Origin of the sequence: Tautonia marina (assembly GCF_009177065.1) — a bacterium.
Taxonomy (GTDB): domain Bacteria; phylum Planctomycetota; class Planctomycetia; order Isosphaerales; family Isosphaeraceae; genus Tautonia; species Tautonia marina.
In genome coordinates, this window is the sequence record NZ_WEZF01000010.1 from 54086 (window position 1) to 76153 (window position 22068).

The following is a 22068-nucleotide window of genomic DNA, read 5'->3' on the forward strand; positions in this document are numbered from 1 at the left end:
GCGGATGGACTTTGAAGTGAAGGTGGAGGGTCTCGACCGCATCCAGAACGCTACGCAGGAGATGCAGCGATCTGTCGAGGCCGAACTGGTCAAGGGCCTATTCGCCTCCGCCAAGCGCGTCGAAGCCGAGGCCAAGCGGAGCATCACGGCGGGGGGGAAGACCGGTCGCGTCTACCGTCGCCGCACGGTCACCCACCAGGCTTCCGCTCCGGGCGAGGCCCCGGCATCCGACACCGGGCGGTTGGTCAACTCGATCAACTCCTCCGTCGAGGGGTTGGACGGCGTCGTCGTGGCCGGCGGCGGGCTGGTCAAGTATGCCCGCATGCTTGAGTTCGGAACCGCCAGGATGGCCGCCCGTCCCTTCATGTTCCCGGCCCTCGAAAAGAGCAAGGCCTGGATCCGCGAGCGACTCGCTAAAGCCGTCCGCATCGCGGCGGCGAAGTCCGTGGGGCGCTGATGCCAACACCGGATAACGCACTCCAGGCCGGCATCTACGCCCGGCTGACCGGCTACGCGCCGCTGACCACGGCGTTGCGCGGGCAGCGAGTGTTCGATTATGTCCAACCGAAACAGTCTGCCCCCTACGTCGTGATCGGCGACGACACCATCGGGGACTTCAGCACCAAGAACGGCAACGGCTGGGACTGCACGCTCACGATCCACGTCTGGGACTTCGAGAAGGCGGGCCGCAAGTCGGTCAAGGCACTGCTCGGGCACATTTACGACGCGCTACACCGGCAGGAGGCCAGCGTCAGCGTTTCGGGCTTCGCACTTATCGAGCTGCGCTTCGACGGCTTCCAGGCCACGTTCCAGGAGACCGCTATCGAGGGAGAGAACGACCACTACTACCACGGCGTCGCGCGGTATCGGGCGCTCGTGCAAGCAACTTAGAGCAACATCCAAGGAGGGATTATGGCATTACAACGTGGCCGCGACATGGTCATCAAACTGGGTTCGGGGCCGTCCGCGCAGCTGATCGGGGGGCTGACCGAGACGTCCATCAGCATGAACGGCACCGTGATTGACGGCAGCACGAAAGACACCGAGGGCTGGCGAGAACTGGTGGAGGACGCAGCGCTCAAGTCGTTCAGCATCGCCTGCTCAGGCATGTTCAAGGACTCGACCACCGACGACCTGATGCGTCAGAAGGCGTTCGGCCAGACCATCGACACCTACACCCTGGTCTTCCCGAACGGCGACACCATCGTGTGCGACTTCCAGATCACCGGCTACAGCCGAGCCGGTTCGGTCGAGGGCGTGGAGACCTACAACTACACGCTCGAAAGCTCCGGCATCCCCGTATTCACCAAAGCCTCAATCTAAAGGAGATAACCTATGGGCACCCTGACTGTTCAATCCTGTGACCGCGACGGCCTGCAATACACCCTTGGCGCCGCAAGCACCTCGGACAACTTCGCCAACGACGGCAAGACGCTGCTGGTCTTCGTCAACGCCAACGCATCCTCGCGCACGTTGACCATCGCGGCCAACGACACCACCAAGACCGGCTACGGCGACATCGACGTGCCGAACACGACCATCACCGTCCCCGGCTCCGGTACCAACGGCGGCCGCCTGATCGTGGGTTTCTTCCCCCAGGCCCGCTTCAACGACGTCGGCGGCCGCGTGAACTACACGCTCGACAACGCCACGGACATGTCCGTAGCCGCCGTCAGCGTGGCCTCCCAGTGACGGCCTTCGAACCTGCCCGCCCTCGTTATGTCCTTCCCTTCGCCGGGAAGGACTACGAGCTCTTCGGCACCATGGAGGTGATCGAGGCCATCGAGTTCTCCATGAAGGAAAGCGTGCTGGACGTCTGCTTCCGCGTCATCGACATGGGCGTTACGGATACCGCGAGAGTCATAGCGGCTATCCTCTCGGCCAGCGGGCACAAGGATCACTCGCCTCGTTCGGTGAGTCAGGCCCTCATGGACATGGGTGTGGCCGGGCAAGCGTTCACCGTGCTGAGAGCACATATCAGCTGCTTCCTGCAGATCATCCTGCAGCCCCCCGAACTGCGCGAGGAGACCGCGAAGCGGATGGGGGAGGTGATGGGGAAGTTCGACGCCCGGACCGCTTCCCCTGGCGAGAATACCAGCAGTTCTGCCTAGGGGCGCTGCGCTGGCCGCCATCCGAGTTCTGGAAGGCCACGACGTGGGACGTGATGCGGGCGCAGAAGGGATACCTGGCGAGCAAGGGCGTAAAGACAGACCAGCCGCATCAGCACAAGCCCACTAGCGAGGACGTGAAGCGATGGAAGGCGTTGATTCGGGAGGCCGAGATTGAAGAAGCCAAGCATAAGCAGGAAGCGAAATGACGGATATCGGTGAACTCGTAGTCAGGATCAAGGCCGACGCTGCTCAACTGGAGCGCGAGATCAAGAAGGCGAACGGCGTCGTCAAGAAGAGCGCAGGAGAGATGGAGCTTTCCGTCAGCAGCCTGCGTCGGCAGTTCATCGCACTGACCGCGGCCATCGGCGGAGCCCAGATCGTTCGGTCGATCATGACCTACGAGAAGCTGCAAGCGTCGCTCAAGACCGTGACGGGCTCCGCCGAGGCTGCCAGTCGGGCTTTCTCCCTGATCGAGGGCTTCGCTGCGACGACCCCGTTTTCGCTGGAGCAGGTAACTGCCGCATTCATCAAGCTGAAGGCCCTTGGCCTGACTCCTTCCGAGGAAGCGTTGCGCTCCTACGGGAACACCGCCTCCGCGATGGGCAAGTCTCTCAATCAGATGATCGAGGCCGTCGCCGACGCGACTACCGGTGAGTTTGAACGCCTGAAGGAGTTCGGGATTAAGACCCGCCAGGAAGGCGACTCCGTGGTGTTCACCTTCCAGGGGATGTCGACCAAGGTCGGTAAGAATGCGGCGGAGATCGAAGGCTATCTCCGCAAGATCGGCGACGTGAACTTCGCCGGGGCGATGAAAGAGCAGGAGAACACGGTCAGCACCGCCCTGTCCAACATGGGGGACAGTTTCGGCAAGCTTGCCAAGCAGATCGGCGACGCCGGCCTCAGCGAGATCATCATCGCGATTGCTAACACGATCCGCTCAATGAACGAGGAGATGGCGGAGACGATCCGCCTGATGACTCAGATCAATCAGGCAGGCACGGCGAACAATACTGCCTCTCCGATCGACCTTCAGGACAACTTCCCCACCACGACGGATCGGATGCGATTTGGCCAGCGCCCGAGGAGGGCATCGCAGGTCAGCGACACCCCATTCGGCCCTGAGTTTCAGCAGCCACGGTCCGCTTCCGTGGACGAGAAGGCGGTCGAGAGGATCAAGAAGGGGCGAGAGGCGCTGTCAGACTACAACCGCGCCCTCCGCGAGGAGCAAGTGCTTCTCGGCCTCTCTGGCCGCGACCGGGCTGCGCAGGAGTCGAGATTTCGCGTGGAGGAGATAGCCCGCAAAAGCGGCATCAAGCTCACAAATGAGCAGATCGAGGCGAACGCCGAACTCGCGGCCTCGAATTACGACCTGCAGGAGGCGCAGGAAAAAATGAAAGAATCTATGCGGGAGGCGGAGCAGATCCGCGCCCTGTTCTACGATCGCCTGACCAGCAGCCTGACCGACGTAGTGTTCCGCGCCAACAGCGCCCGCGACGCAATGCTCGGGTTCGCCGAATCCATCGCCCGCGCCGCCTTCGAGCGAAAGGTTGCCGGGCCGCTGGCAGATGCCCTAGTCGGCAGAAACGGCGGAACCGGCCTGTTGGACAGTGTCTTCGACAGCATTGGCGGCGCGTTCGGAGGCTTCTTCGCAGACGGTGGCCGCCCTCCAGTGGGCGTCCCGTCCATCGTCGGTGAGCGCGGGCCGGAGCTATTCGTGCCTGATTCAGCCGGCACCGTCATCCCGAACCACTCGCTCGGCGGGCAGTCCGTGACCGTGTACCAGAGCTTCAACCTGAACCCGGGGGCCACCGAGCAGACCGTGGCCCAGCTCCGCAACCTGGTGCCGAGCATCATGGCCGAGACCAAGGCCGCGGTGTTCGCCGAAATGCAGCGTGGCGGCACGGGTAGCAAGATCATCGGAGCGAGGAACTGATGCCCATCGACATGCCCACCCTCCCAGGATTCAACGGCAGCCGCTTCGGTTTGGAGACAAATACCCAGCGGTTCGAGAGCCCCTTCACCCGCTCCGTGCAGCGAGTCGCCCTCGGCGGCTCCCGATGGATCGCGACCTACAGCCTCCCCCCGATGAAGCGGGAGCGGGCCGCCGAGTGGCAGGCCTTCTTCCTGAATCTGGAGGGCGGGGCGAACACGTTCAACGCCTTCGACCCGGACGCAAGGCGTCCGCGAGGGGTGGCGACTGGCTCGCCGCTTGTGAAGGGCGGTTCCCAGACCGGCAGCACGCTGAACATCGACGGCGCGACCGCGAACATCCTGGCATGGCTCCGGCCCGGCGACTACTTCTCGGTGAACGGCGAGTTGAAGATGGTCACCGCCCCGGCGAACACGGACAGCAGCGGTGAGGCGACGATCAGCTTCAAGCCCGCCTTGCGGAACAGCCCCCCGGACAATACGCCCATCATTCTCGACAAGCCGACCTGCACCATGGCCCTGGTGGACGACCAGCAGGCCATCTGGGAGTGCGACGTGGTCGGTCTGTACCAGCCTAAGACGTTCTCGGCGATCGAGGTGTTTAGCTGAGGAACGGCTCTACTGGACCACTACGTGCCTGCCCATGAACAGGAGATGGAGGCCCGTTGCCCGGTCGTAGTAGATGACGAACAGCGGTCGGCCTTCCGAATCCGTTGCCCTCATCAAGTGGCACAGCTCGTGTCGTTTAACCCTGACGCAGCCGCCGAGATTCGCCTGATCGATGGCGGACTCCAGCGCAGCCTGCTGGGAAGGTCGATTCGATTCGGTCTCCATACGCCGTCAACCGTATCAGAAACAACATAGCCGTCAACGATTTATGACCGACACCCTGAACCTAGACCGCGCCATCCCGACCCTGACCGAGGAATTCGACCGCCTGCTCGAGTGGCGACGGGGCTGCACGCAGGTAGACGCCAAGCCGCTCCCGTTGAACGACCCCGGCTTCAATTGGGCCGCCGGATACGTCTGGAACCACCCGATCGTAGGCCCTGACGCGCCGAAGGAGAAGTGGCCCGCAAAGAAAGCCGCCTCCTACCCGGCGTGGACCTCGAACCTTGGCTCCGGCGCCGTGGATGTCTGTCCGAATGGCGACATGATCCGCAGAATGGGCCGCAGCCTGGGGCCGTTCGACCTGTCGGGCAGCCAGGAACTTCTGGTATCGGCGAAGCCGCTGCCCGCCTACCTGGCCAAGACCGTTGGCCCCCAGGACCGGGTGAACGGCGCGGCCCCCGCCTACATGGGCGGGGCCTTCGTCAGCTTCCCCTACTCGCAGACCTTCGGCGTGTTCGAGATGCGGGCAAGGATCGCCAAAGGCAAGGGCCTCTGGCCTGCGTTCTGGCTGCTGCCGTGCGACCACTCCTGGCCGCCCGAGATCGACGTGATGGAGGTGCTCGGCAAGAGCCCCGAGACCGTCGTCTCGACCCTCCACTTCAAGGACCCGTCCGGCAAGCACAAGCAGGCGTCCGGGATCCTCAAGGGGGCTGACCTGAGCCTCGCAGTCCACGATTACGCCGTGGACTGGGGGCCGGAGGTCATCCGCTTCTACCTCGACGGCCGCCTGTTCTTCACCCATCCGACCCCTGCCTCCATGAAGAAGCCGCATTACCTGATCGTTGACCACGCCGTCGGCGGCCCGAAAAGCTGGCCAGGAGCGCCAGACGCGACCACCAAATTCCCCGCCCAGATGAGGATCTCCCACATCCGCGCCTGGCAGCGGCCCGAGTACCTATGACCGGAACCCGCGACGCAGCCACCGCCACCCTGACCGCCGCCGAGCAGGACCTCATCCTGCCCGTGCTGTTCGCCAAGCTGGAGTTCGACAGCGGCGACGTGCTGGCCCATTCCTGGCTGGGCGAGATCACCTGGGGAGGCGACACCTACCTCGGCATCGGCCAGTTCGGCGGGGTGAGCCCGGCGGGCGAGCCGAGCGACCTTTCTCGCTCCGGCCTGTCCCTGACGCTCTCGAACATCCCCGGTGCCATGGGGGCGCTCGTCCTGGGCGAGTACTACCAGCGCCGCCGGGCCACGCTGTATCTGGGCTACCTCGACCAGACGACGATGCAACTCGTGGACGACCCCGTGATCGTCTACCGCGGCCGCATGGACAACTCGCGCATCAAGCAGGACGGGAAGACCTTCACGGTGACGGTCAACGTCGAGAGCGCCTTCGCCGCGTGGGACAAGCCGCAGATCAGGCGGTTCAACAACGCCTATCAGCAGTCGGTGTACCCCGGCGACCGGGGCTTCGAGTTCGCGGAGCAGGCAGCGGATAAACAAGTAGTTTGGGGCGGGAAGCTGACGTGAGGAATGAGGGCTGGGAGGCAATTCTCGCCGAGCACATCGAGCAGGCGAGGAACAATGCATTTGAATGGGGCATGAACGACTGCGCCCTCTGGTCAGCCGACTGGGTCAGGAAGGCCACGGGCGAGGACTTCGCCTCGACCTGGCGCGGCCGGTACACGACCGAGACTGAGCTGAACGCCCTGCTGGCCGCGATGGACATCGAGTCGCCGGGCGACATCGCCTCCGAGCACCTGCCCGAGATGGACGTGCCGTTCGCCCAGCGGGGCGACATCGTGCTGCACCCGCAAGGCTGCCTCGGCATCTGCAACGGCCTGGACAGCTACTTCCTTATGGAACAGGGCGTGACCCGCATCCGCACCCGCAACTGCGTCAAAGCCTGGGCGGTGCGCTGATGGGTCCGGCTGTTCCCGTCGTCGCGGCCCTCGCCGGCGCGGCAGCATCCTCGGCCATCGGGGCGACCGCCATCGGCGGCGCTTTCACCGTGGGCCTCCTGAACGCGGGCATCGGCTTCAGCGCGGGTGGCGCCATCGCATTCACGGGGGCCATCGCGGGCTTTGCCGTGTCCACGGCGGTGAACGCCGTCGGCAGCCGCATGGTCTCGAGCAAGCCCAAGCCGGGCGCGAACACCGCCCAGGAGGTTCGCGGCCAATCGGTCATGGTCCGCTCCTCGGTCGAGAGCCACAAGATCATCTACGGCCAGACCCGCGTTTCCGGCCCCATCGTGCTGGTCACCACCACGAACAGCGGTCCCGATTCCACCGGCGCGACGGTGACGGCCGACAACCTGTTCCTGCACATGGTCATCCCTCTTGCCGGGCACGAGGTGGAGGAGATCGGCACCGTTTATCTGAACGACGTGGCTGTCAGCCTCGACGGCAACGGCTTCGTGCAGACCGCCCCGTACCTGAAGGACGGCAAGTCCTACGTCCGCATCAAGAAATACCTGGGAACCGCCAGCCAGACGGCGGACCCGCTGCTTATGGCGGAAGTGTCGAGCTGGACCTCGGCCCACCGCCTGCAGGGCATCCCGTACCTCTACATTCGGATGCAGTGGAACCCGGACGTCTACCCGAACGGCACGCCCAACGTCAGCGCCGTGGTCAAGGGCAAGAAGGTCTACGACCCCCGCAGCGGGCTGACCGCCTGGACCGACAACTCCGCCCTGTGCGCCCGCGACTACCTCGCGTCCGATTACGGCTTCAACGTCGACGCCGACGAGTTGAACGACGACTTCTTCGAGGCCGCCGCCAACGTCTGCGACGAATCCGTGGCCCTCAACGCCGGCGGCACCCAGAAGCGGTACACGACCAATGGCGTGATCGACACGGCGGCCTCCCCGCTCGACAACCTGAACGCTCTGGTCGCGGCCATGGCCGGTACGGTCACCTACGTCCAGGGCAAGTTCCGGGCCTACGCGGGCGCCTACGACGCCCCGGTCGGCGACATCGACCTGGACATGGTGGTGGACGGCATCGACGTGGTCGAGAGCCCGCCCCGCCAGGACCTGTTCAACCGCGTGCAGGGCACCTACGTCGACCCGAACAAGAACTGGCAGCCGACCGATTTCCCACCGGTCACGAACAGCCTGTACGAGACGCAGGACGGGGGCGAGGTCATCCCCCGCGACGTGGTGCTGACGCTCACCAACCACCCCGAGGCCGCCCAGCGCATCGCCAAGATCATCCTGGAGCAGGGACGCCAGGGCATCCAGGTTGAGCTGAAGCTCAAGCACAGCGCCCTGTCCTACGCCGTGTGGGACACCGTGACGCTCACCAACACCCCGCTCGGCTGGGAGAGCAAGGTCTTCCGCATCAGTAACTTGCAGACGGAGGGCATCGGTCCGATCACCCTGAGCCTCCAGGAGGAGAGCGCGGCCAGCTACGACTGGGCGGCCGGTCAGGCGTCCACCTACGACGCGGCCCCGGACACGAACCTGCCCAGCCCGTTCAACGTGGCACCGCCCGTGTCGCTGACCGTGACCGAGGACTTGTACGTCACCCGCGAGGGGGACGGCGTGAAGGCGAAGGCCATCATGAGCTGGGTCGCCTCGCCGGACGCCTTCATCTATCTATACCAGCCCGAATACAAGCTCGCGTCCGATACCGAGTGGATCCCGCTACCGCGTACCCCTTCTACGACCGCCGAGGTGTTGGACATCGCGCCGGACATCTACAACTTCCGGGTCAAGGCGATCAACACGCTGAACGCTTCGTCGGTGTACACCGAGACCACCAAACAGATCTCGGGCCTCGCGGCCCCGCCGACCGCCCCGCAGAACCTCTACTGGACGGCCATCGGCGGGTTGGCCTACCTGAATTGGGCTCCGTCCCCCGACCTCGACGTGCGCATCGGCGGCAAGTACGTCTTCCGCTACTCGCCGGACACTTCGGACGGGTGGGCGAACAGCACCACCATCGGCAACGCCGTGCCGGGCAGTTCGTCGCAGGCTCTCCTGCCGCTCAAGACGGGCATATATCTGGTGAAGGCCGAGGACTCAAGCGGCGTGCAGTCATCCACCACCTCCAGCGTCATCGTGACGCAGGACACGATTTACGCCCTGTCGGTCATTGCCACGTTGACCGAGGACCCCACGTTCGGCGGTTCGAAGACCAACTGCTCGGTCTCCGGTGGCGTTCTCTCGCTCACCGACACAACCCTGCCCGGGACGTACCTGTTCAGCAGCAAGATGGACCTCGGGAGCGTAAAGCGGGTGCGCCTCACTGCGAAGTTAAAGGCCGCCGTGGTGAACCCATCCGACTTGTTCGACAGCCGCTCCGGATTGTTCGACGACGCGGAAGGCAGTTTCGACGGTGACGACACCGCGTCCGCTGATGCCGTGGTGTTCGTGCGGTCAACGCAGACTGATCCCAACGGCAGCCCGACGTGGACGGCTTGGAACCGACTGGATTCCGGTGAGTTCGTGGCAAGAGGGTTCGACTTCAAGGTAGAGCTGGTGTCATACGACTCAGCGTTCAACATCGAGATCAGCGAATTAGAAGCAGAAGCAGCGGAGTTGTAAGTGTCCCAGCATGATTTGGTAATCGATAACGCCACGTTCCCGTCCGTCCGTTCCGATGTGAACAGCGCCCTCCAGGCCCTCGGCAGCACGAGCAAGGGCAACAGCCGCCCGGCCACACCGTATGCCGGGCAGTTATGGCTCGACGACAACACCCCGAGCGCCACCGTGTGGTCGCTCTACATGTACGACGGCAGCGACGACATCAAGCTGGGCGAGTTCGACAGTACGGCCAACAACTTCATGCCGTTCGTCAACGGCGTCTCCCTGACCTCGTTCCTCTCGGCCTACACCTTCCCCGGCACGGAGGCCAGCCTCGCGTCGGCGTCCACCACGAACCTCGGCTCAACCGGCGTGTTCGCCGTCTCGATCACTGGCACGACGACCATTAACTCGTTCGGCAGTTCCGCCAGCACCTCGGCCCCGCTTTATTTCATCCGGTTCACCGGCGCCCTGACCATCACCCACAACGCCACCAGCCTGATCCTGCCGGGCGGGGCGAATATCACCACCGCGGCTGGGGCCACGGCGACAATGCTTTACCTCGGCTCGGGAAACTGGCGGATGCTCTCCTACGAACCCGCGCTCGCGGCCAACCGCCTGATCGGTGTGGGCTCGACCGGGGGTAAGGGGGCCGTAATTCCCTCAGGGGATTTCACGTTCAGCGGCTTGAACATGGGCCTCAACACCGGCACCAGCGCCAACCAGATCGTGAAGCTGGATTGGTCAGCCAGACTCCCAGCAGTGGACGGCAGCCAACTCCTCGGCATCTCGGGTATGCCTTCCGCCGTGACGGGCACGCTCTCCGGTGGCTCGACAGTCTTCACGGTCGACTTCACGACGTATTCGGCCTACAGGCTGGACATCGTCGAAATGGTATCGAGCCCAAACGGCGCGTTCACCATCGATCTCAGTAGCGATGGCGGATCGACTTACGTCAGTGCCACTCGAAACAACCGGGACAACGGAAGCGCAGCAAACACCACGTCTGATGGCAACTCTGGCGCCGGCTCGTCTCGCTACAACGGCTCCTTCGTAATCTCGCAGCCCTCTGCGTCTGGTGAAACCTGCCTCATCGGGTCCGGGGCGGTATCCGGCTCAACTGACACCGCGGCACACGTCCGACATGGGAGCAGCGCAGCCATCAACCGAGTGCGTATCACAGGATCATCGATCACTTTCACCGGTGGGAATGTCATCCTCCAGCCCATTTCCAAGCGTTAACCATTGCCTCGTTGCGCCTACGCAACAAATGGTATAGACTTTTTATAACCAGTCTAGGAGTAGATAATGATTGTCGACATTGGCGATACCCTCCGAAATCATGGCTGGAAAATCTTCATCTCGACTGTATCCGTCATCGGCACCACCATCGGCGGTGCGTACTGGTCGCTCGATAAGCGGCAGTCCTCGCTGGAAGACTCCCAGATCATGATCGAGAAGAACATCTCCGAGATCAACGGCAAGATGGACGTTGTCATTACGCTCCTAAGGGGTCGCAAATGAGCAAGGTCCATACCCTCGATACGCCCGCCTCCTACGCCTACGAGGACGAGGATTGCATCGTGAGGGTGACGGACAAGGCTGGCGAGCCCCTCACGAACGCGGTCGCCTTCTACGCGCTTTGCAAGGCCGCGATCGACCTGCTCATCGACTACGGCGACGAGGCCGAGGACTGAATGCGGCGCGAACCCTACGACGAGGCTTACAAGGCTGAGATCGTCAGGAGGGTTCTGGCAGGAGAAACCGCCGAGGCCATCAGTCGCCAGCCAGGGTCACCGAGAGGTGCAACCATCCGCGAGTGGGTTGTCAAGGCGAAGCATAAGGAGGCCCTCAAGGCCACAGTACGTCAGCACGTCGAGCCGAGGCCTGTCGTCCTGGCCCCCACCATCGAAGCCCACCGCCCGCGCCGGGTGCTCGTCATCCCCGACATGCACCATCCCTTCTGCCACCCCGACGCGCTGGAGTTCCTGAAGGCTGTACGCGATGCGTACAAGTGCGATTCCGTGGTGTGCCTCGGGGACGAGGTGGACTGGCACGCGCTCTCGCGCTACGACCACGACCCGGACGGCTTATCACCCGGGGGAGAGTTGGAGGCGGCGCTGGTCAGCATCGCCCCGTTCTACACCGCCTTCCCCGACGTGCTGGTATGCACCTCGAACCACACCGTGCGCGGCCACCGCAAGGCGTACTCCGCCGGCATCCCCGCCGCGTTCCTCAAGCACATCAGCATGGTGCTGCACGCTCCCGACGGCTGGGAGTGGAGGGATGAGCACCGCATCGACGGCGTGTCCTACATCCACGGCGACGCTGGGCGCTCCGGCCAGTACGCCCACATCCACTACATGAAGCAGGCCAAGCGCTCAGTGGTCATCGGGCACATTCATGCCTTTGCCGGAGTGGCATTTGAAGGACAGCACTTCGGCATGAACACGGGCTGCCTTATCGACTCGGAGGCCTACGCCTTCGCCTATGGAAGAAAGAACCTGCTCCCCGTATCCCTCGGGTGTGGCGTGGTCATCGAGGGAAGGGAGGCGCATTTCATCCCGATGCACCTGGACGACAACAAACGATGGACAGGAAAGTTATGAAGGCAGAGGAGATCGCCCGCAGGGCGGCGGATCTGGTCGGGGGCGACCGAGCCAGGCAGCACGGCGACAAGCACGAGACGCACCGCAACATCGCCCGACTGTGGAGCGCGTGGCTGCGCCATCCCGTTTCGGCGGCTGACGTGGCGGCCATGATGGTGCTGCTGAAACTGGCCCGCACCAAGGGCGGAAGCCTCAACACGGACAATTTCGTGGATATGGCGGGCTACGCCAGCATCATGGGAGAACTCGCCGATGGAGCCGACTCGTAATGCTGTTCTCGAAAGACTGGCTCTTCTGCTTGAGCGGGAGTGCCGCCTGGCTGGCGTGGATATTGAGCCGGAAACGACGAAAATCATCGAAAAGCTGAAGAGGAACCATGAAGGTATCGGATCGCGGGATCGCACTGATTAAAGACCACGAAGGGTTGCGGCTGGAGGCGTACCTATGCCCCGGCAACGTCTGGACAATCGGCTACGGCTCCACCAAAGGCGTGAAGCAAGGCATGAAGGTGACCAAGAAACAGGCCGAGGAAATGCTGCGTCGCGATATTGGCAGGTTCGAGCGGGCGGTGAACAAGTTGGTCACCATGGAATTGTCGCAGGAGCAGTTCGACGCGCTGGTGTCGCTCGCCTTTAACATCGGCGAAGGCGCGTTTGCAAAGTCCAAGCTATTGGAGGTTCTAAACGCGGGGAAATATCGCGACGCAGCCGCGCAGTTCCCGAAGTGGCGCAAGTCGGCGGGCAAAGTGCTGCCTGGCTTGGTCAAGCGCCGCGCCGCCGAGAAAGCCCTGTTCCTCGAAGGCACCGCCCCCGAGCCCTTGAAGCCGCTCACCAAGAGCCGTGAACTGATCGGCAGCACCGTGGCTGCGGTCGGCACTGCGGGCGACGTCGCCCTCTCCGAGGCCAAGGACGCGATCGAGCCGGTCATCGGCTACTCGGAAACCCTTCGCTGGCTTTTCATCGCCCTCGTATTCGTCGGCCTCGGCCTGACCATCTATGGGCGGCTCAGCAACCGGAGGAAGGGCATTGTTTAACGCGAAACTGATTGCCATCCTCGCGCTGTTGTGCATAGCTGCGGGGGGTGGGCTTTACTGGAAGGGCTACTTCAGCGGCAAGGCGACCTACGAGCAGCAGCAGGTGAAGAAAACGAATGAGATCAAGAGGAAACATGCGAAGGTCAAGCGCGACGCTCCTGGCGACACTGATAAGCAGCCTGTCATTGAGTGGCTGCGGCAACGCACCCGTCAGTGACGCGGCACCCGAGCCGTACTATCCATCCTGCGAGACCGTCCGGCACCTGAACCAAGCCAGCACCCCGGACATTGTCTGGCGTGACGTGCGCGGGATGGTGATCGTCATGGAGCAGCTCCGCGAGACCATGCCCGAGGACGAGCGGCCCCGTTTCGGTGAGTGCAAACTGTGAGCGTCGTGGTCTGCGACTTCTGCGGCAAGCGGCCGCCCGAGGGCGAGCTCATCGTCGCGGCACCAGGCGGACAGGTCCACATCTGCGAGTCCTGCGTGTTCGTGTGCCAGAGGGTGATCGAGGAGGAGAAGCAGAAGTGTTCTGGCGCAGCTGGATAATCGCCGCGTTTGTGATCGAGCTGCTGACGGGTTGTGCCATGTGCCCCATCGACCCCTCCGGCTGCCCGCCGTTCCCCGTAAGCTACGAGCCACGTCTATGAACGCCGTGAGCCCCTCCTTCGTCGCCCGCGAGGCCGAGCGCATGGCCCAGAACGCCAGCGGCAAGCAGGCCATGCTCCTGAACCACATCGCCGTGGGCTGCATGGTCGCCATGGCGCTGCCAGCAGTCCTGCAGGCGTTCAGCGCGGTATTCCGCAGCACGAATCACCTGACCCACGCCCAGCGCCTGAACATGGAGCGTGTGGGCCGTCAGATCGACGAGAATAGTATGTGGGAGGGAGACAGGCGGCGGTAGGGGGCGAACACGCGGCCCGCCCCACTTAATCTCTACGCAACCTTGGCGATGGTCCTACCTTCGTCGTTGCAGATGTATGCGAAGCACTCTACGGCAAGGCGATGCCACTGCCCGTCCTTCTCATAATCCACGAAGCGTACTCGCACGCCCTCGGGGCCTCCGGTAGAGCGATTATCGATCGATTCATCGAATGTATGTACAGCTGAGGGAGATAGACCCGTGGTGCGAAATACGCCGGGTCCCTTCGTCAGCGTGTCGTGCAATTCTCTGTCCGAAACAAATTGAAACCCGCTTTCGTGGATCTCCACGTCGGTCACGTTCTGAATGATACGCTGGGTATTGCGGTTCGTCATAACTTTTATAAGCATATTTATAGTCCTTCTATTAATGCTAATGACATTGTCGCCTCAATGATGCGACTTGCAAATAGTGAATCAGACGCCGCCTTAGGTCAAGCGCACGATCGCTGTAGTCGCTTCTATTTCCGGTTGGCTCCCCGCCGCGGGCATGCTACACCTTGTCGGGCCGAATCCCAGCCGACCGCCCAGCATGTCCTTCGCCAGCCGCTTCTCCTCCAAAGATCGCCCCGACTCATTCGTGGAACGTGTCAGGCCGTCTCGCGGCCAGGGGCTTTTCTCGTTCTCCGAACCCCCTCCCCATACCGTGCACGGCCCGCCAGGGCCTTCCTCCGCGACCGTACCTCCCCAGCCGTCCGCTTCAAGCTGCAATGGGTCCCCTCCCATTTCGCTTGACCCGGCCGTTGCTGAGTCGGTTGATCGCTCCGACGTCAGGCCCCCGCTCGCGGGGCCTTCAACGTCTCAAGGAGGTTCCATGGACAATCCCCTCTCATCAGGCGAGAAAGCCAAAGCCCGCGACATCCTCGCCGCCATCCGCACGCTCAAGACCGTCGAACGCGAGCAGCGTCCCCCCACCGACGACGAGATGCAGGCCCTCCGCCGATTCGGCGGCTTCGGGGCGGTGGCCCTCTCCATCTTCTCCGATCCCGTCACTGGCCAGTTCAAGGACGGCTGGCGCGAGATCGGCGAGGAGCTCCGCTCGCTCCTGACCCCCGAGGAATACGACTCCGCCAAGCGGACGACCTTCTCCCAGTTCTTCACCTCCCCCGTCGTCATGCGGGCCATGCACGACGCCCTTTCGCGTTTGGGCGTTCCTACCACCGCGACCGTGCTCGAGCCGGGATGCGGGACCGGCAATTTCATGGCTCACGCTCCCGCAGGTCAGCGGTTCATCGGCGTCGAGCTCGACTCCCTCACCGGCCGCATTGCCCGCGAGCTGCATCCCTCGGCAGATATCCGCATCGAAAACTTCCGCGACTCGAAGCTCCCTCCTCTCGACGCCGTGATCGGCAACGTCCCCTTCGCCAACGTCCACCTCGACTTCCACGGCCGGAAGCTCTCCCTCCACGACTTCTGCATCGCCAAGTCGGTCGAGGCCCTGAAGCCCGGCGGCGTCCTCGCCGTGGTCACCAGCCACTTCACCCTCGACAAGCAGAACGCCGCCGTCCGCGAACTGCTCGCCTCGCAGGCCGACTTCCTCGGGGCCATCCGCCTGCCGAATGACGCCTTCAAGCGGGAGGGCACGGCGGTCACCACGGACATCCTGTTCCTGCGTAAGCGGGCCCCCGGCCAGGCGCCGAACCACGCGGACCCGGAATGGCTGGAAACCTCCGAGATCGGCATCGCCGGGGCCGACCTGCCGGTCAACCGCTACTTCCTGAACCACGACGAGATGGTCCTCGGCGACTGGAGTCGCGAGCACCTGCTCCACGGGGCGGTCGGGTTCAGCGTGAAGTCGAACGGCGACCTGGCCAGCCAGCTCAAGGAGGCCATCGCCCGGTTGCCGCAGGTGAAGCAGTCCGAGGCGGAGCGGCCGAATCCGCCTCCGGCCGTTCTACTAGACCCCGAAAAACGAGTAGATGTAGTAGAAGTCCAAGTAGAAAAACCAGCCTTCGTCCCGCCCCCGCCGCTCCGGCATATCACCGAAGGCTCCCTGTTCGTCGGCGACGACAAGGTCATCCGCCAGGTCGAGAACGGAACTGCCGAGCCCGTCACCTACTGCGGCGTCCTCCTCAGGTCCGACGGCACGCCCCAGGCCCGAAAGATCGGCTCGCTCATCGGGCTGCGCGACCTCGCCCGCCGCGTGCTCCAGTCCCAGAACGAGGGCTGGCCCGAGGCGAACCGCCAGGAGGCACGCCGGGCGCTCAACGCGGCCTACGACCGATTCGTGGCCCAGTACGGCCCGGTCAATAAGACCACGTTCACGGAGACCAAGAACGGCACCATCCGCCGCATGCCCAACCTGGTGAAGTTCCGGGAGGACCCGGACGCCATGCTCGTCATGAGCCTCGAGGAGTACGACGAGGCGACCGGCAAGGCGGAGAAGGCCGCTATCATGAAGCGGGACGTGGTCGGCCCGAAGCCGCCCGTCACGCACGTCGCCTCCGCGGAGGAAGGGCTGCTGGTCTCGCTGAACGAGCGAGGGGCCGTCGACCTGCCGTTCATCGCCTTGCTCTACGGGAAGCCCGAGGAGGCCGTCGTCGCCGAGCTTGGCGACCTGATCTTCAAAAACCCTGAGACCGGGAAGTTCGAAGTCGCCGACGACTACCTCTCGGGGAACGTCCGCCACAAGCTCGCCGTCGCCGAGAAGGCAGGGCCGGGGTATGCCCGGAACGTCGAGGCCCTGCGCTCAGTCCAGCCCGAGGACGTGCTACCCGGCGACATCGACGCGAACCTGGGCGCCCCATGGATCCCCGAGAAGGACATCAAGGCGTTCGCTGAGGAGCTCTTCGGCGGCTCGTTCACCGTCGGACACCTGAAGAAGGATGCCGTCTGGAGCCTGGAGCCCGACTACCGGGCCATCCAGTCGGTCGCGGCCACCGCCGACTTCGGGACCGGCCGGATCAACGGCACGGAGCTGCTCGCCCAGGCCTTGAACCTGAAATCACCGGTCATCTACGACACGATCCGCGGCGTCAACGGCGACGAGCGGGTCCTGAACCCGACCGAGACGCAGGCCGCCAAGGAGAAGCAGAAGCTCATCAAGGAGCGGTTCAAGTCGTGGATCTTCGCCGACCCCGACCGCACCGAGCGGCTGGTGAGGATCTACAACGACACCTACAACAACATCCGGCCACGGCTGTTCGATGGCAGCCATCTAGATTTTCCGGGGATGAGCAGGGCGATCACGCTCAAGCCCCATCAGGTCGACGCGGTCTGGCGGTGCATGACGGCGGGGAACACGCTGCTCGCGCACGCCGTCGGAGCGGGCAAGGCCCAGCCACTCGACGCGAAAGTCCTGACACCAACTGGCTGGGTGCGGATGGGCAACCTCCGGCCGGGGGATAAGGTAATCGCGGGCGATGGCACCGTGACGCAGGTCACTGGAGTTTTCCCGCAAGGTGAGAAGGCAATCTGGCGGGTTGCCTTCTCCGATGGCTCATCTACGCGAGCATGCGGAGAGCATCTCTGGCTGACCCAGACGAGTGCGGAACGGCAGCGATGGAATGAGGCGAAGCGCGAAGGGCATGTCACCGTCAAGGGGCAACCCAAAGTCAGAACTACGGAGGAGCTAGCCCGAACTATTCACGAACGGCACTACGTGCCGCTGACCGGCCCGGTTGAATTCACTGCCGTTGAGTTGCCACTCGACCCATACACCCTCGGCGTGCTCATCGGCGACGCATCCTTCCGCCAGTTCTCGGTCCAACTGGCAGTCCCCGAGTCCGTTCAACTCGATTACCTCGCGCTGCCCGCTGGCGTGACGGCGAAGACCTGGTCGAAGCCGGGGAAGTGTCCCGTCGCGTGGATGGTCGCGGGCGGCGTCAGGCCGAACCCGCTCAACAAGATCATCCGTGAGCTTGGGCTGTGGAACTTGAAGAGCCGCGACAAGTTCATCCCTAACGACTACCTCTACGCCTCCCCGGCCGACCGCCTGGGGATGATCCAGGGCCTGATGGATGCCGACGGTGGGGTGGTGGGGCGGACGGCCCGGTACACCAGCTACTCGGAGAGATTGGCCGACGGAATGGTCGCGCTGGTGAGGAGCTTGGGCGGCATCCCGCACAAGCGCATCATGGAAGGCGCTGCGCCAGGAAGCGTCAAATTCACCGTAGACGTAAAGCTGCCTGATGGAATGGTTCCATTTCGGCTGAAGCGAAAGGTGCTAGCCTGGAAGGGGTCCACAATAAATCGCCGCACCCCGAAGCGGTGCATCGTCTCTATATCCCCTGACGGGGTCGCACCCTCCCAGTGTATCGCAGTAGCCCACCCGTCGCGCCTCTACATCACGGATGATTTCATCGTCACCCACAACACCTACGAGATGTGCGCCGCCGGAATGAAGATGAAGCAGGCTGGCATCATTAAAAAACCGATGTACTGCATCGCGAACAACATGCTGGAGCAGTTCGCTCGCGAATTCCTCCAGTTATATCCTGATGCCAAGCTTCTCGTCGCGACCAAGGAGGATTTCACGCGAGAAAAGCGAAAACTCCTGACGGCTCGGATCGCTTCAGGAGACTGGGATGGCATCATCACCACTCATTCGAGCTTCGAGCGGATTGGTATGTCGCGTGAGTTCCAAGAGCGGTTCCTGCGCGATCAGATCAAAGAATACGAAGATCTCCTGATTGACAAGGCCACGCTGGGCCGGAACATCACGAAGACGCTAGAAAAGCAAAAAGTGGCGAGGGAAGAAAAGCTCAAAGCTCTTCTGGCTGAGGACAAGAAGGACAGTGGTTTGGTCTTCGATGAGTTGGGGATTGACCACCTGTTCGTAGACGAGTCGGCGATGAGTTTCAAAAACCTCGAAACTCCCACCAAGATGGAGCGTGTCGCAGGCATCCAGACCAGCGGCTCCGAACGGGCCTTTGATCTGTACATGAAGTGCCGCTACCTCGACGAACGCCACCCTGGCCACGGCGTCACGTTCGCCACAGGCACGCCGATCACGAATACCATGGTCGAGATGTACACCAACCAGCGGTTCCTCGACCCCGAGGGGCTCCGCTCGCGCGGCATCGAGCACTTCGACGCTTGGGCCGCCACGTTCGGCGAGGTTGTGGACTCCATGGAGATCTCGCCCGACGGTGCATCGCTCCGGCCCCGCAGCCGCTTCGCGAAGTTCGTGAACCTGCCCGAGCTGGTCCAGATGTTCCGCGCCTTCGCCGACGTGCAGACGGCGGAGATGCTGGACCTGCCCCGGCCGAAGCTTGAAGGCGGGAAGCCCCAGACCATGGCCTGCCCCATGTCCGAGGAGCAGAAGGGTTTGCAGGCGGGGCTCATCAAGCGGTACGACCGCATCCGCAACGAGAAGGTCGATCCACGCGAGGACAACGCCCTGGCGATCACCACGGACGGCCGCAAGCTGGCCCTCGACGGCCGGATGCTCGGGACCGGGGGCGACTTCCCGGAGTCGAAGATCAACGCCCTGGTCAGGAACGTGGCCCGGATCTGGAACGCGACCGCCGAGAAACGCGGCACGCAGATGGTCTTCTGCGACATGGGCGTGAACGCAAACCCGTTCTCGGCCTACGACGAGATCGTGGAGAAGTTGGTCGACCACGGCATCCCACGGGCCCAGATCGCCGTGATCGGCGATGCCGACACCGACGCGAAGAAGCAGGCACTGTTCGAGAAGGTCCGTCAGGGCACCGTTCGCGTGCTCCTGGGCTCGACGTCCAAGATGGGCACGGGCACCAACGTCCAGAAGCGACTGGTGGCCCTCCATCACCTCGACGCCCCCTGGAAGCCCGCCGAGGTCGAGCAGCGAGACGGCCGCATCCTCCGTCAGGGCAATGAGAACTCCGAGGTGGCCATCTACCGATACGTCACCGAGGGTTCGTTCGACGCCTACATGTGGCAGGCGTTGGAGACCAAGGCCCGATTCATCGCCCAGGTGATGAGCGGCGACTGCGCGGTCAGGAAGGCCGAGGACATCGGCGGCCAGGAGCTGAGCTATGCCGAGGTGAAGGCCATCGCCTCGGGCAACCCGGCCGTGCTGACGCTGGCCGAGGCCGACGCCGAGCTCCAGCGGCTGGCTATTCTGCGGAAGAACCACCTGGACGAGCAGTACCGCGCAAGGCAGTCGGTCAGGGACCTCCCCGACGACATCCGGCGGCTGGAGAAGCGGCTGGAGGGCTTGGAGGCCGACAAGGCGACACTCGCGAAGAGCGAGGCTGTTCCGTCGCAGGAGGCAGTCGCCGATCGCATGAAGCGGATGCCGGAGAAGGTGAGCGAGACCTACCGCACCCCGCTCGGGCGATACCGCGGACTGGAGGCCAGCCTGATCCTGCACCCGCTCGGCGGGACGGAGGTCGTGCTGGACGGGGCGACCCGACGCCGGGAGACGCTGCTGCGGGACAACCCCGGCCCGCGTGCCGTGCTGAACGCGCTGGAACGGCTGGCGAACAGCTATGACTACGATTGCCGGAGCCACCGGGCGGAGATCGGTGTGAGGCAGGGCCAGCTCAAGGACTACGAGGCCCGCCTCGGAAAACCGTTCGAACATGCCGACTACATGAGCCAGCTGGCGGGCCTTCGCGACCTGCTCAAGGCCGGCCTCTCGGAGAACCCACCCGAGGGCATCCCTCCCGCCGGCGAGGTGGCCGAGAAGATCAAGGCGTTGCGGGAGGCGAACACCGTCGAGGCCGCCCCCGAGCGTGCGGTGAGGAAGGCCGCAAGGGCCGAGAGGCCGGTGACAGCCCGGCTCAGGGAAAAGCTGGCCGAGCAGCAGGCGGCCGAGGTGCCAGCTTCGGTCGAGGCCAACCCGGAGCCGGACGCAGCCCAGCCCGAGCCTGTTCAGGCGCCAGAGCACGTGGTCGTCCCCATGCCGGACCGGGTGAGGCTGACGAACGGCCACGCCAAGGCGGTGGTCAGCCGCCGCCAGGCGAAGGCGGAGCAGTTGAGACTGTTCTGATCATGCCGACTGGAACGGCAGAAGGAGCTGCTGGCCAGGGCGTGGCGACGACTCTGTATCCAGCGAGGAGATGGTCACGCCGAGCAGCCGGATACCTTTGCTGACCGGGAAGAGCGGCTCGGTGAGCGCGAAGACCAGCTCCTCGAGCATGGCCCGCGATGCGACCGTTTCATCGAGGGTCCGGCTGCGGGTGATCTGCTGGAAGTCGGCGTACTTGGCCTTGAGAGTCACCGTCCGCCCCCGGATGGTCGCGTTCTCGCAGTACGTCCAGACCTTGCTGATGAGCGGATCGAGGGCGGCTCGGGCCTCCTCGGGCGTGAAGATGTCGGTGCTGAACGTCGTCTCCGCGCCGACGGACTTTCTGACGCGATCGGGGGAGACGCGCCGCTCGTCGATGCCCCTGGCCAGCCAGTAGTAATACGGGCCCGCCTTGCCGAAATGCTCCTGCAGGAATTCCAGAGTCTGGGCCTTGAGGTCGATGCCGGTGTAGATCCCGAGCCCCTCCATCTTCGCCTGCGTCGCGGGGCCGATCCCGTGGAACTTCCCCACCGGCAGGGCCTCGACGTAGCCCGGCCCCATCTTCGGCGTGATGACGAACAGGCCGTCGGGCTTGTTCTCATCGGAGGCCATCTTGGCCAGAAACTTGTTGTAGGAGACGCCGGCGGAGGCGGTCAGGCCCGTCTCGGCGCGGATCCTGGCCCGGATCTCCTCGGCGATGTTGGTCGCCGATGCCATGGCCTTCAGGTTCTCGGTGACGTCGAGATAGGCCTCGTCGAGCGAGAGCGGCTCGACGAGCGGCGTGTACTCGGCGAAGATGGCGCGGATCTGGTGCGACACCGCCCGATAGATGTCGAACCGCGGCTTCACGAAGATCAGCTCGGGGCATTTCCGCTTCGCCGTGACCGAGGGCATCGCAGACCGGACGCCGAACCGGCGGGCCTCGTAGCTCGCGGCCGCGACCACGCCCCGCTCGTGCGAGCCGCCGACAGCGATGGGCTGCCCGCGTAGCTCGAGATTGTCACGCTGCTCCACAGACGCGTAGAAGGCGTCCATGTCGACGTGAATGACCTTCCGCTGCCGATCAGGCCCGACCACGTTCGCTTCCCCGGGCTTGATGACCTCGCTTCGCCCTTCCCTCTCTCGAATCGGCCCGGCGCTGGCCGGTTCATCACCACGCCGACCGGTC

22 protein-coding genes are annotated in these 22068 nt (G+C 63.9%); 21 read left to right on the forward strand and 1 reads right to left on the reverse strand.

Features of this window, described 5'->3' with window-relative positions; translation table 11 throughout:
- Positions 1-4 precede the first annotated feature (4 nt).
- The 21 genes from GA615_RS13435 (at position 5) to GA615_RS27845 (ending at position 20882) form a co-directional block, all read left to right on the forward strand.
- A complete protein-coding gene (locus GA615_RS13435; RefSeq protein ID WP_152051825.1) occupies positions 5-457 on the forward strand; it encodes an HK97-gp10 family putative phage morphogenesis protein in 453 nt (150 codons plus the stop codon).
- Positions 457-891, forward strand: coding sequence for a DUF3168 domain-containing protein (locus tag GA615_RS13440; protein ID WP_152051826.1), 435 nt, complete (start codon positions 457-459; stop codon positions 889-891). The genes GA615_RS13435 and GA615_RS13440 overlap by 1 nt, the downstream gene beginning before the upstream one ends.
- A gap of 21 nt (positions 892-912) precedes the next feature.
- A complete protein-coding gene (locus tag GA615_RS13445) occupies positions 913-1323 on the forward strand; it encodes a phage major tail protein, TP901-1 family (protein WP_152051827.1) in 411 nt (136 codons plus the stop codon).
- A 12-nt stretch (positions 1324-1335) separates the two neighbouring features.
- Complete coding sequence (locus tag GA615_RS13450; RefSeq protein WP_152051828.1) at positions 1336-1692, forward strand: hypothetical protein; 357 nt, start codon at positions 1336-1338, stop codon at positions 1690-1692.
- A complete protein-coding gene (locus GA615_RS13455) occupies positions 1689-2111 on the forward strand; it encodes a hypothetical protein (protein ID WP_152051829.1) in 423 nt (140 codons plus the stop codon). Before GA615_RS13450 ends, GA615_RS13455 begins: the two co-directional genes overlap by 4 nt.
- A gap of 202 nt (positions 2112-2313) precedes the next feature.
- Positions 2314-4044, forward strand: coding sequence for a tape measure protein (locus tag GA615_RS13460; protein WP_152051830.1), 1731 nt, complete (start codon positions 2314-2316; stop codon positions 4042-4044).
- Positions 4044-4649 (forward strand): hypothetical protein, encoded by a 606-nt coding sequence (locus GA615_RS13465; protein WP_152051831.1) that lies wholly within the window; start codon positions 4044-4046, stop codon positions 4647-4649. Before GA615_RS13460 ends, GA615_RS13465 begins: the two co-directional genes overlap by 1 nt.
- Before the next feature lie 268 nt (positions 4650-4917).
- Positions 4918-5832: a glycoside hydrolase family 16 protein gene (locus GA615_RS13470; RefSeq protein ID WP_161602324.1), complete on the forward strand. Its 915-nt coding sequence runs from the start codon at positions 4918-4920 to the stop codon at positions 5830-5832.
- Positions 5829-6404 (forward strand): hypothetical protein, encoded by a 576-nt coding sequence (locus GA615_RS13475; RefSeq protein WP_152051833.1) that lies wholly within the window; start codon positions 5829-5831, stop codon positions 6402-6404. Before GA615_RS13470 ends, GA615_RS13475 begins: the two co-directional genes overlap by 4 nt.
- Positions 6401-6796 carry a DUF6950 family protein gene (locus tag GA615_RS13480; RefSeq protein ID WP_152051834.1) on the forward strand — a complete coding sequence of 132 codons (396 nt, stop codon included), beginning with the start codon at positions 6401-6403 and terminating at the stop codon, positions 6794-6796. Before GA615_RS13475 ends, GA615_RS13480 begins: the two co-directional genes overlap by 4 nt.
- Positions 6796-9423, forward strand: coding sequence for a phage tail protein (locus GA615_RS13485; protein WP_152051835.1), 2628 nt, complete (start codon positions 6796-6798; stop codon positions 9421-9423). Before GA615_RS13480 ends, GA615_RS13485 begins: the two co-directional genes overlap by 1 nt.
- A complete protein-coding gene (locus GA615_RS13490) occupies positions 9424-10644 on the forward strand; it encodes a hypothetical protein (protein WP_152051836.1) in 1221 nt (406 codons plus the stop codon).
- A gap of 66 nt (positions 10645-10710) precedes the next feature.
- The gene (locus GA615_RS13495; protein ID WP_152051837.1) at positions 10711-10926 is read left to right on the forward strand and encodes a hypothetical protein; all 216 of its coding nucleotides are present in this window, start codon (positions 10711-10713) and stop codon (positions 10924-10926) included.
- Positions 10923-11099 (forward strand): hypothetical protein, encoded by a 177-nt coding sequence (locus GA615_RS27480; RefSeq protein ID WP_161602325.1) that lies wholly within the window; start codon positions 10923-10925, stop codon positions 11097-11099. Before GA615_RS13495 ends, GA615_RS27480 begins: the two co-directional genes overlap by 4 nt.
- Positions 11100-12011 (forward strand): metallophosphoesterase, encoded by a 912-nt coding sequence (locus GA615_RS13500; protein ID WP_152051838.1) that lies wholly within the window; start codon positions 11100-11102, stop codon positions 12009-12011.
- Complete coding sequence (locus tag GA615_RS13505) at positions 11993-12280, forward strand: DUF6378 domain-containing protein (protein WP_161602326.1); 288 nt, start codon at positions 11993-11995, stop codon at positions 12278-12280. The genes GA615_RS13500 and GA615_RS13505 overlap by 19 nt, the downstream gene beginning before the upstream one ends.
- Before the next feature lie 107 nt (positions 12281-12387).
- Complete coding sequence (locus GA615_RS13510) at positions 12388-13044, forward strand: lysozyme (protein ID WP_152051840.1); 657 nt, start codon at positions 12388-12390, stop codon at positions 13042-13044.
- Positions 13037-13261, forward strand: a complete 225-nt coding sequence (locus GA615_RS13515) for a hypothetical protein (RefSeq protein WP_152051841.1) — start codon at positions 13037-13039, stop codon at positions 13259-13261. The genes GA615_RS13510 and GA615_RS13515 overlap by 8 nt, the downstream gene beginning before the upstream one ends.
- 177 nt (positions 13262-13438) lie before the next feature.
- Positions 13439-13591, forward strand: coding sequence for a ClpX C4-type zinc finger protein (locus tag GA615_RS28710; RefSeq protein WP_390622231.1), 153 nt, complete (start codon positions 13439-13441; stop codon positions 13589-13591).
- A 40-nt stretch (positions 13592-13631) separates the two neighbouring features.
- Positions 13632-13946, forward strand: coding sequence for a hypothetical protein (locus tag GA615_RS13525; protein ID WP_152051843.1), 315 nt, complete (start codon positions 13632-13634; stop codon positions 13944-13946).
- An 831-nt stretch (positions 13947-14777) separates the two neighbouring features.
- Positions 14778-20882 (forward strand): helicase-related protein, encoded by a 6105-nt coding sequence (locus tag GA615_RS27845; RefSeq protein WP_201750186.1) that lies wholly within the window; start codon positions 14778-14780, stop codon positions 20880-20882.
- Here GA615_RS27845 and dinB read toward each other — a convergent pair whose 3' ends face one another.
- Positions 20883-21977 (reverse strand): DNA polymerase IV, encoded by a 1095-nt coding sequence (gene dinB, locus GA615_RS13535; RefSeq protein ID WP_152051845.1) that lies wholly within the window; start codon positions 21975-21977, stop codon positions 20883-20885. It lies immediately after the preceding gene.
- Positions 21978-22068: the final 91 nt, after the last annotated feature.